Source organism: Pseudomonas sp. MWU13-2862, from assembly GCF_023242495.1.
In the GTDB taxonomy this organism is placed as follows: Bacteria; Pseudomonadota; Gammaproteobacteria; order Pseudomonadales; family Pseudomonadaceae; genus Aquipseudomonas; species Aquipseudomonas gingeri_D.
On sequence record NZ_JALMEZ010000026.1, the window covers coordinates 50,903 to 66,665 of the forward strand.

Consider the following 15,763-nt stretch of genomic DNA (forward strand, 5'->3'; position numbering starts at 1 on the left):
CATGGACGTTCGTCAGTTTGCCTTCCTCGCGGGTCAGCCTTCTGCTGCCCTGAAAAACCGTGAGCACTTCCTGGGGCTGCCCAAGCGCGGGCTGGCGTTCATCCTGGCGAATGCGATGTTCTGGCAACCGTTGCTGGCCCAGGCGGACGGGGTCGTGGTCAGTGCGCCGGGCACCACGCTCGGCCAGGCGGGCAATGGCGTGCCCATCGTCAATATTGCCGCGCCGAATGCCCAGGGGCTGTCGCACAACCAGTTCAGTGACTACAACGTCGGGGCCAACGGGGTCATCCTCAACAATGCCACGGCGCGCACCCAGTCCACGCAACTGGGCGGGATCATAGTCGGCAACCCGAATTTCACTGGCGCCGCGGCCAACGTCATCCTCAACGAAGTGAATGGCGGCAGCCCGAGCCAGTTGCGCGGGTACACCGAAGTGGCAGGGCAGTCGGCCCATGTCATCGTCGCCAACCCGTACGGGATCAGTTGCAACGGTTGCGGTTTTATCAATACCCCGCAAGCGACCTTGACCACCGGCAAGGCGGTGATCACCAACGGCCAGGTCACGGGCTATCAGGTTGACCAGGGCAGCGTGTCCATCGACGGTGCTGGCCTGAATGCCAACAACGTCGACCAGTTCGAAATCATCACCCGCGCCGCGAGCATCAACGCGCAGATCAATGCCAAGCAACTGACGATCATTGCCGGTCGCAACGATGTCGACGCCCGCACGCTCAGTGCCACGGCGCGTGCCGACGACGGCAGCAGCAAGCCCCAGGTGGCCATCGATTCTTCGGCGCTGGGCGGCATGTACGCCGGCGCCATCAAGCTGGTCGGTACCGAAGCCGGGGTCGGGGTCAAGCTGGCCGGTAATCTGGCCGCCAGTGGCGGTGATATCCAACTTGATGCCAACGGCCAACTGAGCCTGGTCCAGGCCACGGCCAGTGGCGCGGTCAACGTGAAGGCCGCGAGCCTCGATGCGCAGGGTCCGGTCTACGCCGGCAGCAGCTTGAACGTGCAGACCTCGGGGGACCTGACCAGCCGGAACAACCTGGCGGCCAGAGACAGCATCACCCTCAACAGCGGCGGCCAGTTGACCAACCTCGCTATCATCGAGGCCGGGGTCAATGCCGACAACACCCGCAACAGCACCGGCGATGTCAGCGTCACCGCGCAGAACATCAGCAACAGCGGCCAGAGCGTGATCGCCAGCCGCGACCTGAGCGTCAGCGCCACGCAGGCCCTGGGCAACCAGGGCGGTACCTTGAGCGGGCAGCGGCAAACCAGTGTCAGCGCCGCCACCCTCGACAACCAGAACAAAGGCCGGATCCTCAGCGCGGGCACCCTGGGCGTTACGGTTGGACAACTGCTCAATGCCCAGGGCGGACTGATTCACAGCAATGGCTCGCTGACCGCCAACCTGGGCGCGTTGAGCAACGGCCAGGCCGAGATCTCCAGCCTGGCCGACGTCAACCTGACGCTGGCCAGCCTGGACAACGTTGCCGGCCTGATCGCGGCCGGCAGTACCCTGAATATCAATGCCAGCGGAGCCTTCAACAACCAGGGCGGGCGCCTGGCCGCGCAACAGAACCTGCAAGTCAACGCGGCGTGGCTGGACAACAGCCAGCAAGGTTCGATCGTCAGCCAGGGCAACCTGGGCCTGACGACCCGCGGCGTGCTGGACAACCATCAGTCCGGTCAGATCCAGAGCAACGGCGCCGCCGTGATCAACAGTGCCAGCCTGGACAATCACCAATCCGGCCTGCTGAGCAGCAACAATGCCCTGAATCTGACTAGCGGCCAGGTGAACAACAGCGAGAGCGGTCGTATCACCAGCGCCATGGCCTTGACCGTCAACGCCACCGGCCTGGACCAGCACACCCAGGGCCAGTTGAGCGGCACCACCGGCCTGACCCTCGACCTGAACCAGGGTCTGCTCAATAACCAGAACGCGCTGATCACCACTCCGGGCGCGCTGTTGCTCAAGAACCTTTCCACGGTGGTCAACCAGAACGGCGAAATCTCCAGCCATCAGGGTTTCACCCTGGCGGCCAACAGCCTGGACAACAGCGCCGGCGGCAAGGTCCTGAGCGACGCGGCCCTGGCCCTGTTGGTCAACCAGACCTTGAACAACGCCCAAGGCGTGCTGTCCGGCAACAGCCTGGCGATCCAGACGGCCAGCCTGCTCAACACGGGCGGACGGGCCACGGCCCAGTCTGCGCTGAACCTGACCCTCGGCAGCCTCGACAACAGTGCCGGCGGTACGCTGTCCAGCCAGGGTAACCTGAGCCTCGGTGCAACCGGGGCGCTGAGCAACCTGGGCGGGCAGATCAGCAGTGGGGCCGACCTGACCCTGAGCGGCGCCAGCCTCGACAACCGCCAGGGCGGTAACCTGTACGCCAAGGGCAACCTGGGCCTGACCCTGAGCGACCAACTGCTCAATGCCCAGGGCACCCTCAAGGGTGACGGCTCGGTCCTGCTCAACACCGGCAGCCTGAACAACGACGGCGGTCAGTTTTCCAGCGTCCAGGGCATGACCCTCAACAGCCTTGGCAGCCTGAGCAACCTGGGCGGCACCCTCACCAGCGGCGATACCCTGGACCTCATCGGCGGCCAGCTCAACAACGGTGGCAGCCTGTCCAGCGCCAAGGCCCTGACCGCGCGGGTCAGTGGCCTCGACCAGCAGGGCGGCAAGCTGTTCAGCAGCAGTACCCTGAGCCTGGACCTCACCAACGGCTCACTCAACAACCAAAACGGCCTGATCAACGCCAGCGGTCTTTTGTCGTTGAAAAACCTCAAGGACGTGGCGAACCGCAACGGCGAAATCTCCAGCGACCTGGGCTTCACCCTGGCCGCGCAAAGCCTGGACAACAGCGGGGGCAAGGTCATCAGTCAGCAGGCCTTGCTTCTGCGCATCGACCAGGCGCTGAGCAACGTCAAGGGACTGGTGACGGGCAACGGCCTGGACGTGTACGCCGCCAGCCTCGACAACTCCAATGGCACCTTCGGCAGCGATGCCGGCCTGGGCCTGACGGTCCTCGGCGCGGTCGGCAACCGCAACGGCGTCCTGTCCAGCGCCGGGCAGGCGAGTCTCAAGGCCGCCAGTCTGGACAACACCGGCGGCCAACTGACCGGCGACCTGGGCTTGAGCATCGACCTCAGTGGTGCCCTGGATAACCATGCCGGCAGCCTCGGTTCCGGCAAGGCCCTGCGCCTGACCGCCGCCAACCTGGACAACCGCGCGGCGGGCAGCCTGCTGGCGGTCGACGGCCCGCTGACCGCGACCATCAGCGGCGCCTTCGACAACCGCGAGCAGGGCAAGCTGCGCGCCGGCCAGGCCATCGACCTCGGCACCGGCAGCCTCGACAACCGTGGCGGCAGCCTGGCGGGCAAGGCTCTACTGACCTTGCGCAGCGCCTCGGCAGACAACCGTGGTGGTGTGATTCAAGCCGACCAGGACTTGAAGTTGCTGGTCGATCAACTGGACAACCGCGACAAGGGCAATCTGATCGGCAAGGCCGCCATCGGCTACGAAGGTACCCGTCTGGACAACAGCGGCGGCCTGCTCAGTGCGGTCGGCCCGGTCAGCCTCAAGGCGCAGGAAATCGCCAACGCCGCTGGCCGCATCGCCAGCCAGGGTGATCTCAGCGCCAACGTCGACAGCCTGAACCAGCAGGGCGGGGCGCTGGTGGCCCAGGGCAGTTTGCTGTTGACCGGTAAAACCCTCGACAACCGCAACGGCGGTACGGTCGCCAGCACCCAGGCCCTGACCCTCAATGTCGAGCAGATCGACAACCGTGCCGGTGAACTCTCCAGCACTGCCAGCCGTGTCACTGTCACCGGCCAGCGTCTGAACAACAGCGACGGTGGCAAGCTGCTGACCGAGACCGATCTCGGGCTGACGGTGGCGCAACTGATCAACCAGACCAAGGGACGGCTGTTCGCCAAGGGGACCGCGCGCCTGGCCGGCAGTACCCTGGATAACAGCGGTGGCAACTTCTCCGGCCTCAAGGGCCTGGATATCCGCCTCGATGGCGCATTGCTCAACCACACCGGGTTGCTCAGCAGCGAAGGTGCACTGACCGTCAATGCCTCGAGCCTGGACAACAGCGCGGGCCAACTCGGCAGTGGGGGCGCCTTGTCGATCACCAGCCTCGGCGCCGTGCTCAACCAGGGCGGTTCGATCCTCACGGATCAGGGCTTGACCCTTGCCAGTGCCAGCCTCGACAACCGTCAACAAGGCGTGATCAACGGCACCGGCACGACCCGCGTTACGACTGGTACCTTGGACAACAGCCAGGGCGGCCACCTGACCAGTGACGACAGCCTGGACCTGAGTGCCACCCAGGTCACCAACCAGGGCGGCCGCATCGCCAGCGAGAAGACCCTGACTGTCAGCGTCACCGGCCTCGACCAGCAAGGCGGCGAACTGTTCAGTAAAACCCGCCTGAACCTGGACCTGCACAACGGCCAGTTGAACAACCAGCATGGCGTGATCAATGGCCCGCTGCTGGTCCTGAACAACCTAAACGGGGTCGCCAACCAGAACGGCGAAATCTCCAGCGCCCAGACCTACACCCTGGCCGCGCAAAGCCTGGATAACAGCAACGGCAAGCTGCTGAGCGAGCAGGGCCTGACCCTGCGCATCACCCAGGCGCTGGGCAACCTCAATGGCCTGATTTCCGCCGCGTCCCTCGACAGCCGTAGCGCCAGCCTGGACAACAGCCAGGGCCTGATCAGCAGCCGGGGCGCGGTCGACCTGGGGGTGACCAATGCGTTCACCAACCAGAACGGCACCCTGATCGGTGACGGCACCTTGTTGCTGACCGCCAACAGCCTGGACAACAGCAACGGTGCGGTCTCTGGCAAGCTCGATGTGACGGCGAACATCGCCAGCCTGAACAACCAGAACGGCCAGCTGATCGCCGGCGGCGCACTGACCCTCAACGGCAGCGCCCTGGATAACCGCCAGGGCGGCCTGATCGGGGCGACAGAAGCGCTGAAACTCACTGTCGATCAGATCGACAACCGCGCGGGCGAGATTTCCGGCAGCGCTGACCTGAGCCTGACTGGCACGCGCCTGGACAACAGCGCGGGCGGCAAGGTCCTCGCCAACACGGCGTTGGGCCTCAAGGTCGCCCAGGTCATCAACCAGAGCCTGGGCCAGTTGCGCAGCCAGGGCAGCGCCAGCCTCAGCGGTGCCAGCCTGGACAACAGCGGCGGCACCCTGAGTGCCCAGTCGGGCCTGGTCATCACCCTCGACAATGCCCTGACCAACCGGCTCCAGGGCCTGATCAGCAGCGAAGGCAACCTGACGCTCAACGTCGCCAGCCTGGACAACTCGGCGGGCAGCCTGTCGAGCGCGGGGGCCTTGAACCTCACCAGCGCCGGTGCACTGATCAACCAGGGTGGCCGATTGGTCACCGACAACCCACTGACCTTGAACAGCACCAGCCTCGACAATACCCAACAAGGCGTGATCAGCGCCAAGGGCGCGGTCAGCGTGAGCACGGGGGCGTTCGATAACAGCAACGGCAGCCTGGGCAGCGCCGACAGCCTGAGCCTCACCGCCGGGCAGGTCACCAACCAGGGTGGCAGCCTCGGCAGCGAAAAGGCCCTGACCGCCAGCGTCAGCGGCCTGGACCAGCAGGGCGGCAAGCTCTTCAGCCATACCGCGCTGAGCCTTGACCTGAACCACGGCCAGTTGAACAACCAGAACGGCTTGATCAACGCGCCGTCGCTGGTGCTGAACAACCTCAAGGGCGTGAACAACCAGGGCGGTGAACTCTCCAGCGCCCAGGCCTTCAGCCTGCTCGCCGACAGCCTGGACAACAGCAACGGCAAGCTGCTGAGCAACCAGGCGCTGACCGTGCGGGTCAACCAGGCCTTGAGCAACCTCAAGGGCCAGATCGCCGCCGCCGCGCTCGATGTGCGGGCGGCCAGTCTGGATAACAGCGGCGGGACGCTTACCAGTCGCAGCGACCTCAGCCTGACGACGACCGGCCTACTGACCAACCAGAGCCTGGGCCTGATCAACGCCGCCCAGACCCTGAACATCACCAGCGCCGACCTGAACAACCAGGGCGGCACGCTGCTCGGCAGCGGCGCCGTGACCCTCAATGCCATGGCCCTGAACAACACGGCCAATGGCTTGATCAACAGCCAGGGCGGCTTGACGATCACCGCCAACAGCCTGGATTCCAGCAACGGCGGTGAGGTCTCGGCCAAAGGCGATATCGGCTTGAACCTCGGCGCCCTGACCCAGAACGGTGGGCGTCTGCTGGGTAGCCAGGCGCTCAGCCTGGACCTGGCCGACGGCGACCTGGATAACCGCAACGGTCTGTTGAACGCCCGGGGACCGTTGAGCCTCAACCGCCTGCGCGACCTGAGCAACCAGAACGGTGAGCTGTCCAGCAGCCAGAGTTTCAATATTGCAGGCCGTACCCTGGATAACAGCGGTGGCAAGCTGATCAGCAGTAACCAACTGGGCGTGACCGCCAACAGCGTGGTCAACCAGGGCGGTTTGATTTCCGGCTGGCAGGGGCTGGCGGTCAACGGTGGCAGTCTCGACAACCGTAACAGCGGCACGGTCTCCAGCCGTAGCGGCAACCTCGGCGTGACCCTCAGTGGCGCGTTGCTCAACAGTGGCAACGGTGCCTTGGTCAGCCAGAACAGCCTGACTGTCAACGCCGCCAGTCTCGATAACAGTGGCGGCATTCTGTCCAGCGGCGCGGCTCAGCAACTGACCGTCAGTGGTCTGCTGAACAACACAGCGGGCGGCTCCATCGACAGCGGCGCGGCCCTGACGCTGAACGCCATGGCCCTGACCAACAGCGGCACGGTCAGCGCGCAACAGGCCCTGAGCTTCACCGGGACCACACTGGACAACAGCAGCGGCAGCCTGACCGGCAATGGCGCGGTCAATCTCGACCTGCTCGGTGTGCTCACCAATAGCAACGGCAAGCTCGCCAGCGGCGGGCCGCTGGTGATCAGCCGCAGCAGCCAGATCAACAACCAAGGCGGGCAACTGGTCAGCCAGGGGCTGCTGAGCCTGCTCAGCGGCGGCCTCGATAACCGCAATCGCGGTACCGTGGCGGCCAACGGCGCGTTGACCCTGACCACCGGCGGCGCCGTGCAGAACAGCGCCGACGGCCTGATCTACAGCCAGAACGGCGACGTGACCCTCAGCGCTGCCAGCCTCGCCAACGGCAAGGGCACCGTGCAAGGCCAGGGGGCGCTGAACCTGACGATCGCCGGCGATGTCGACAACCAGAGCGGCAAGCTTATCGCCCTGAACGGCGACCTGACGGTCAGCGCCGCCAACCTCGATAACCGCGGCGGCACCCTGGCCAGCGTCAAGGCGGCCCTCGAAGCGCGGATTGTCGGTGTGCTGAAAAACGGCTACGACCTGAACAACAACCGCCAGGGCGGCATCACTCAGGCCCAGCGCCTGAACCTCAGTGCCCTGGGCGGGATCGACAACTATGGCGGGCGGATCTCGGCGCAAAGCGGCGACGCGCTGATCACCACCGCCGACTTCGACAACCGCAACGGCGGGTTGTACGCCCAGGGCCTGGTCCAGGTCAGCGGCAACAACTTCGACAACAGTGGCGACAACGACGGGCAGATTGCCGGCCAACGGATCGACCTCAGCCTCAACGGCGCGCTGAACAACCGCCTGGGCATTATCGAAAGCGACAGCACCCTGAGCGTGCGTGCCGCCAGCCTGGACAACCAGACCGGGCAACTGCGGGCGTTGGGGACCAGTGGCAAGACCGACTTGCAGATCGGCGGGATGTTCGACAACCGCAACGGCAAATTGGAAACCGCCAACACCGACCTGACCGTGAATGCCGCCGGCTTCCAGAACCTGGGCGGCAGCTTGCTGCATGTGGGTACCGGTACGTTTGATATCGCCACCGCAAATATCTTGAATGCGGGCGGCAGCCTGGTGACCCGTGGCGGCTTGACCCTGACCGCCGATAGCTGGACCAACAGCAGCGTGATCCAGGCCGGGCGCCTGACGCTGAACGTCAATACCCTGAACCAGACGGCGGGCGGGCAGTTGCTGGCATCCACCAGCCTGGTCGGCAATGGCGTCAATTGGAACAACGACGGGCTGATCGCCAGTGATGGCACGGCCAGCCTGAACCTGAGTGGCAGCTACGGCGGCAATGGTCGCTTGAGCAGCCTGGGCACCTTGGGGCTGACCGCCGCCTCGCTCAATCTGGGTAGCACCGGGAGCATTGCCGGTGGGGGCGATAGCACGCTCAATATCAGTGGGCAGTTGAATAACTACGGGCGGCTGACCTCCGCCGCCAACATGAGAGTGAACGCCGGATCAATCAATAACTATGGGACCTTGGGTAGTACCGGCAACTTGCTGCTGAGCACGCCCAGTTTGTTGAACGAGAATGGCCTGATTTTTAGCGGCGGCGACACGGCGTTGCACGTCAACAATTTCACCAACCATTCAGCCCAGCTTTACAGCCTGGGTGCCGTCAGCATCGACGGCTACGGCGGTGCGGTCCAGGCGGCCCAGGTCAGCAACATCTCCGGGTCGTTGGAAAGTACCGGCCAGTTCAATATCAATGCCGCCAACTTCGAGAACCGTACGGAGGGTTTCAGCCTGGGACGCAAGTTGGTTTCGGGTTTTATCGCGATTAAATGCATCAGATGTTGGGGGAGTTATTACGGTGCCAATATTGTCGTTCGTGAAACTTTCGAAGGACAGGACACTGACACCAGTGCCGCCGCGTCGCTCTCGGCGGGAGGTGACTTTACCTTTCGCGGTGGCAGCTTTCTCAATAGCAAAAGCACTATCAGTGCCGGCGGCAATATTGCCATTCAGGCCGATAATGTGAAAAACGTCGGGGCGGTCAGCGGCACGATTGAGCGCACGCGCAGCTATCTGACGGGTGATATTGATAAGGATATCATCAATGATTTTTCTGACGCTGCGTTTAATTACAACGCGCGAAACAACCCTGATTTTCCGAACATCTACTACATCAATGATTCTGGTGGTGTGAGTAGGGCGCTTGCTGTGAATTCTACGCGTGGTGGAGGTCGCGACCATGACCAGTATCCGGTCGTTGCGTTCATTGATGCCGTCACTGGTAAGGGAGTGAACCGCTTCGACTTACCCGACGATTTATCCAATTTAAGCACCAAACCGCAATCCCAGTATGACCCCAACAACCTGGTAGCGCTGCCCAGTCAGTTGCAATCATCCCCCTTATTCGCCTTGACCGGTGACGTTGAAGTCGCCAAGGACGGCAGTGCTTCAGGCCGCAGCGCCGTTATCCAGGCCGGCGGCAATGTCTCGATCTCCGCGACCCAGGACCTGACCAATAGCGTTATTCACCAGGACTACGGATTCAGCGCGGGAGCCAACAAAGTCCAGGGCACTCAGGTAGCGGGCACGGGCGCGCCGGCCGTGGTCCGGATCAACGCCCAACTGCCACCGAACCTTGCCCAGCAGCAGGTCAACCCCCTCACGCTACCGGGCTTCAGCCTGCCCACCGGGCAGAATGGTCTGTTCCGCCTGAGCGGGCAGGGTGGCTCGGTTCGGCAGGCAAGTCAGGCCAATCTCGGTTCGCAAAACTGGAGCATGGGTGGCGCTGCGGTCAGTACCGCCCAGCGTCAACAAGGCCTGCCGGAAGTCCAGGCGCGGCATTTCCAGATCGACGATCTCTCGCCGGTTGCCGCCAGTGATCGACAACTGACCCAGACCACCCGTCAGGCCACCGGCAGCAGCGTCGGTGCCAGCGTCATCAACGTTGCCGCGCCTGTCGATACCGGTAGCAATGTCACCCAACTGCCGGGCTACATCAGCAGTGCCTCCGCTATCACCCAGCCAGGGACGGTCCAGGTCGATGCTGCTCATCAGCCGGTGGCCGTGGTGGTTCCCGGTGTGACGCCGACCTTGCCGGTGACTCAGCGCGACCCGCTGATTCCGGCGATTGCCCCGGGCATATCGACTCTGGCCCGCGTGCAGGGCTTGCCGGATATGTCGGCCAGGTCCAACCCGCAGAAATACCTGGTTGAAACCAACCCGGTGCTGACCGACCTCAAGCAGTTCATGAGCTCGGACTATCTGCTTTCAGGTCTGGGTTACAACCCGGACACCAGTGCCAAGCGCCTGGGCGACGGTTTCTATGAACAGAAACTGATTCAGCAGGCGGTGGTGGCCCGCACGGGTCAACGCTTCATCGATGGCCAAACCTCGAACGAGAAGCTGTTCAAGTACCTGATGGACAACGCCATCAGCAGCAAGCAGCAGCTCAATCTGTCGGTAGGTGTCTCCTTGACTTCCGAGCAGGTCGCGGCCCTGACCCACGACATCGTCTGGATGGAAAAGCAGGTGGTCAACGGTGAGGAGGTGCTGGTGCCGGTGCTGTATCTGGCCAACGCCAACAACCGCCTGGCGCCTAATGGCGCGTTGATCCAGGGCTCGGATGTCACCCTGATTGCCGGTGCGAACCTGGAAAACAGCGGGACCTTGCGGGCCAGTAACAACCTGAAGGCAACAGCGGGCAATGATCTGGTCAACACTGGCCTGATCGAGGCGGGCAATCGCCTGGACTTGCTGGCGGGTAACAATATCGTCAACAAGTCGGGCGGGATCATTGCCGGGCGTGATGTGAGCGTGACGGCTGTTAACGGCGACGTGCTCAACCAGCGCGATGTCAACCATACCGACCAGGCTACCGGCTTCACCAGTACACACCGTGAGCTGCTCGACAGCGCCGCGCGTATCGAAGCCGCGAACAACCTCACCGCCAAGGCCGGACGCGACGTCAGCAACAACGGCAGCGTGATGCAGAGTGGTGGCGACATGGTGATCCAGGCCGGGCGCGATATCGATATCGCGGCGACCGAGAGCCATGACACCACCGACTCCGGTGAGGGAGCACACAGCAGTTCCATCACCCAGACGGGGTCGACGGTCAGTGCGGGGCGTGATCTGCAAATGACCGCCGGTCGTGATCTGACGGCTATCGCCAGCCAGATCGATGCCAAGCGCGATATCGCCATGGCCGCGACGGAGAACCTGACGCTGGGTTCGGCGGCGGACGAGAGCCATTTCCTGTCCAAAAGTCGAAGGGAAACCACCCAGAAAGACCATGTTGCTCAGATGGCGACGACCGTTCAGGCCGGGGGGGACGTCAAGCTCAGCGCGGGCAAGGACCTGGGGCTGATTGCCAGCAAGGTCTCTGCGGGTAATGAGGCCTATCTGGTGGCGGGCGACCAGTTGGATCTGATGTCCGCGCAAAACAGCGACTACTCGCTGTACGACATGAAGAAAAGGGGCAGTTGGGGCCGCAAGAAGACCCAGCACGATGAAGTCACCCAGGTCACCAATGTCGGGAGCGAGATCAAGACCGGTGGCAACCTGACGCTTCAGAGTGGCAGCGACCAGCACTATCAGGTGGCCAAGCTTGAGAGTGGTAAGGATCTGACGATTGAGAGTGGTGGCGCTATTACCTTCGAGGGACAGAAGGACCTGCATCAGGAGAGTCACGAGAAGACCAATAACAATGCGTTCTGGGTAGCTTCCAAAGGCAGCGGCAAGACCGACGAGACCTTGCGTCAGACCCAGATGGTGGCTGCCGGCAACATCACCATCAAGGCTGTCCAAGGTCTGAAAATCGACCTCAAACAGGTCAACCAACAGTCGGTCAGCCAGACCATCGATGCGATGGTCAAGGCTGATCCGAAAATGGCCTGGCTCAAGGACGCCGAGAAGCGCGGTGACGTGGATTGGCATCTGGTGAAGGAGATTCACGACTTCTACCAATACAGCAACTCGGGGCTTGGACCGGCTTCGCAGTTGATCATCGCGATTGCGCTAGCAGCGGTCATGGGCCCGATGATGGCCGGTTTGAGTACGATAACCCAGGCAGGAGCGTTAACTGTTGCGACCAAGGCGACCGTTAGCACCATTGACAATCGGGGCAACCTTGGGGCGGTACTCAAAGATGTCACTTCCAAGGACAGTCTCAAGAGCTATGCCGTTTCGATGGCGACGGCGGGTGTGGCGCAAGGCCTTAACTACAATCCCGGTAGTGTGGGCTTCAATCTTCAAAGTGCACAAACCGTTGCATTGAAGGTAGCAGCGGATTCGGTGATTAAAACCGCCGTGTATGGCGGCAACTTTAAGGACAACCTAGCCAGTTCGGCGGCGGGGACTGCTGCCAGTATTGGTGGGGCTATCGGGGCCGGAAAGATAGGCGACCTGGGGTTGGATAACGGTAGCTTGGAGAAGACCCTGCTGCATGCCGGTCTAGGTGGTTTGTTGTCCAAGGCCATGGGTGGTGACTTCCGTACCGGGGCGATTGCCGGCGGAGCCAACGAGCTGCTGGTAGGTGCCCTGGGCGACAAACTGTTGCCCGAAAACCTGACCCCTGGTTCTGCCGAGTACATAAGAGCCGAAGCGAACCTGAAGGCGCTGACGCAGATTGTTGCGGTACTGGGGGCCGCCGCGTCCGGCGGTGATGTAGGGATTGCGTCCGCCGTGGCGGAGAACGCCACACAGTACAACTTTCTGGGCGATCATTCTCAAGCCGAGCGCGATAGAGCGCGTCAGGATTTTGAAGAAACCAAATCCATCGACTCCGCCAGGAAGCTGGTGACCCTTGACGGGGCGGACCAGCGCAGTGACGATCTATTAGCGGCCTTTCATAAAGATCCGACTTCTCTTTCTGCAACAGATCGAATCGAGCTGGCTGCCTATTTGCAGGTCTATGGCTACGAGCAGGCACTTAAGTATGGGCCGGAGGCGGCGGCCGCCAGTGTTGAAATGCTGGTGAAAAATGGTCCGGCTCCCGTTAGTGACTATCACTACGCGGGCACGATGGATGCCAAGAATGCCTATGCTGATGCCTTACGTGCGCAACAGCCGGATCTCTGGAGTCAATTATCCTGGACCCGCGAACAGAGTACGAATGAGCTTGTATACAAGGATGCTCAAGGCTATCTGCGTATCAATAATGAGCAGCAAGGCCTTTCGAACATTGGTAGCCCCGCTCTCTATGCGATGCCTGGTGGGCTGGGTCTCGGGATTCGTGCCGCCGCCGCCGTCAGTGGTACGATGCAGGCAGGCTATGGTGCAAACCAGGTGGTCAATGGCGACATCTGGAATGGTATTGGGAATATTGTTGTTGGCGCCATGGGCGCTGCTAGCCTCGGGATTCCGGATGTTAGGCTGTCCTCGGGTGTCGGCGGCGAGGTAAGTGGAGCTGCAAAAGGGGCAGCAGATGTAGCGGAGGTTGGCGCCAACACAAAAGGTTCGACCGGTACACCTGCTTGGACTAGCTCTGAAGGTCCGTATAGTGGAAAGCTTTCTGGAGACTATCCTTCAGGAACGACGACTGTTAACGGGCAGGTTGTAGATGGCGTTGGTGACTTTAGCGGCGAGCTAGGTGCAAAAGGTGCAGCAGGAACAATAGACCAAGCTGCAACGGGGATTGAGTGGGGCAAGGGTATTCAAGGACAGGGCATGCCTTGGGAGGATTATCTAGCTTCTCAGCTGCCAGCAAGCTCGCGGCTACCGCCTAACTTCAAAACGTTCGATTTTTATGACCCGTCAACGGGTACAGCAATGAGTGCAAAAACGCTAGACACGACCACTGCGGCCAAGTTGGCAAATCCGTCTCAGGTTTACAACTCATTGAAAGGAAATATAGATGCGGCTGCTAAATTTGAAACGTATACCCTTGGTAATGTCCCTCTAGATAGCAGCATGATTGCCGCTCGTGAGCTGCGTGTTGCCGTTCCTTCGGGAACAACCTCAGCGCAATGGGCTCAAATAAATCGTGCAGTAGAGTACGGTCAATCTCAAGGTGTGAAAGTGATCATAAGTGCGGTGAAATAAATGAATAATTTGAATAATAAATCTTGGGCTTATGTTAAGTTTAATGACGATTTTATTTTTATTGAGACCTACTCCGGCTACTTCAATTGTCTCCCCGATCCTGAAGGAAAGAGGTTTTTCCTGTCGCACTCATCTGCTGATAGCGAGCTAGGAGGGAGTGTTTTGGACTCCTTGGCTGTTAGTCGGATGATTGACCCGAAGGAGGATCTGGGTTTTTTTGATTTAAGAGGTCGCGTTGCTATTCAATATAATGAGTGGATAGCTGATGTGATGATAAGATTTGGCTACAAAACTAAGCGTGCACTATTCAAGGACATGAAAAGCTGCTCAATGGATGCAGTTGATGGGCTTATAACAATACGCCCGAGTCATCATGAGAAGCTGGAAGCTTGGAGTGGAAAGGGGATAACTGAAAAAGACTATGTCGTTATTTCTTCTAGCAGCTCCCTCGATGACATTGGCGCGGCGCTTCGTTTAGCCTTTAGTCGTTGTACGTAAACGTAGTTCCAGCTTGATCTAACACCGGCCTCGTGCCGGTGTTGTTTTATCTGCTTACTGCAAAACCTCCCGTCCTTCGCTGCTCGCTTTAGTCGTGGCCTGAGCGATCAGGGCATCAAGCATCTGCGCAACGAATTTCTGTTGGCTCTTGGGTAGTTGGTTGACGGCTGAGGAGGTTAGGCGTGTTTTTTGCTGGGCTTGGTTGAGTTGGATGTGTTCGGATGTGAAAAGACGAGTTCGGACCGCTTGGCACAGCGGTGTGCTTTTAAACTGCGCATGAATTTTCAATCAGAGAACTAAGTTTTAATTTAGCGAACTAACTTCTGTCGCTATGCGTGCGTACGCGCGCATAGCGGGTCAGATCGCGCTTCGTTGTCAAGCAGGGGGAGTAGCCGCAGCTGTCAAGGCGGGTTTTTTTTGCGAGCGATCATAAGGTGAATGACGTGTTCAGCGTCATGCCATAGCCTGTTCTCCAAGCCATACGAGGAGGCCCCTGATGAATACCGAACCTAAAAAAGCAATGCAGATACTGCGAATGGCAGAGGTCACAAGGCGAGTAGGTCTTTCAAAATCGACTATTTATGATCGAATCAATCCGAAATCCACCCGCTATGATAAGACCTTCCCCAAACCAATTAAGATTGGCTTGTCAGCTGTCGGTTGGCTAGATGAGCATATAACCGGCTGGATAGAGTCTAGGATGACGCTCGGTCAAGAGTAAGGGGGTTGTCGAGAATTCGACACTAACTTTTTTCAGATTTTATTCTGAATTCCTATATTTTTTAGCTTGATAATCCCCTGTAGAGGTGAGGGTGGTCAGATATTGCCGTAAGTATTGCGTGGGTGAGTATTGGTTTATATGTTATATCAATAATTATATCTAATATTGAATGTGTGTAATCGCTGCTTTGTATTGAGTGACTTTAGTGGCGCGAGCTTGGCGTCTGTAGTGGTCGAGGATGAAATATGAATGATGATTCTGCATGTGCTAATGTGTTGTAAGGTCGTAAAGTTGAATTGGCGTGGAATCATGAAACGCTTAACGATGAGTGGGTTATTCATCCTTCCAATATGTTCGGCGCCGTGGCTGCAATAATCCGAGCGACGAGTTTGATACTGGAGACCAAGGGTGAGGTTCTAGCAAAAATTCAATATGCTGCATCAGATACTGGGTTTCACATTGTGTCCTCTAAGCGCGCGGAGATCGTTGTAGAGGCGATGCGCGTCAGTGCCTACGAAAGTGGCTATGAAGAAATGAAATCTGTCATAAAGCTCAGCCCGTATGTGCACGCGCTCTTTGAGTTGCGAAGTGAGTTTAAGTATAACTTTAAAGCGTATTCTAAAGAGGGGGCGGACAACAAGAAAAAGGGACAGAAAAAGGGGGCAGAA

At 60.0% G+C, this 15,763-nt stretch carries 4 protein-coding genes; all 4 read left to right on the plus strand.

Features of this window, described 5'->3' with window-relative positions; all coding sequences use genetic code 11:
- Position 1: 1 nt before the first annotated feature.
- Entirely contained in the window at positions 2-13,876 is a 13,875-nt protein-coding gene (locus M5C56_RS31425; RefSeq protein WP_103497570.1) for a filamentous hemagglutinin N-terminal domain-containing protein, read from the plus strand.
- Positions 13,877-14,374 carry a contact-dependent growth inhibition system immunity protein gene (locus tag M5C56_RS31430; protein ID WP_103497569.1) on the plus strand — a complete coding sequence of 166 codons (498 nt, stop codon included), beginning with the start codon at positions 13,877-13,879 and terminating at the stop codon, positions 14,372-14,374.
- 496 nt (positions 14,375-14,870) lie between these two features.
- The gene (locus M5C56_RS31435) at positions 14,871-15,095 is read left to right on the plus strand and encodes an AlpA family phage regulatory protein (protein ID WP_103497567.1); all 225 of its coding nucleotides are present in this window, start codon (positions 14,871-14,873) and stop codon (positions 15,093-15,095) included.
- A 296-nt stretch (positions 15,096-15,391) separates the two neighbouring features.
- Positions 15,392-15,763: hypothetical protein (locus M5C56_RS31440; RefSeq protein ID WP_247263480.1), on the plus strand; the 372-nt coding region annotated here is incomplete at its 3' end.

What these genes read in the sequence shown, in the direction of transcription:
- M5C56_RS31425 (WP_103497570.1), top strand. Translation starts at nt 2, where the DNA reads ATGGACGTTCGTCAGTTTGCCTTCCTCGCGGGTCAGCCTTCTGCTGCC.
- M5C56_RS31430 (WP_103497569.1), top strand. Translation starts at nt 13,877, where the DNA reads ATGAATAATTTGAATAATAAATCTTGGGCTTATGTTAAGTTTAATGAC.
- M5C56_RS31435 (WP_103497567.1), top strand. Translation starts at nt 14,871, where the DNA reads ATGAATACCGAACCTAAAAAAGCAATGCAGATACTGCGAATGGCAGAG.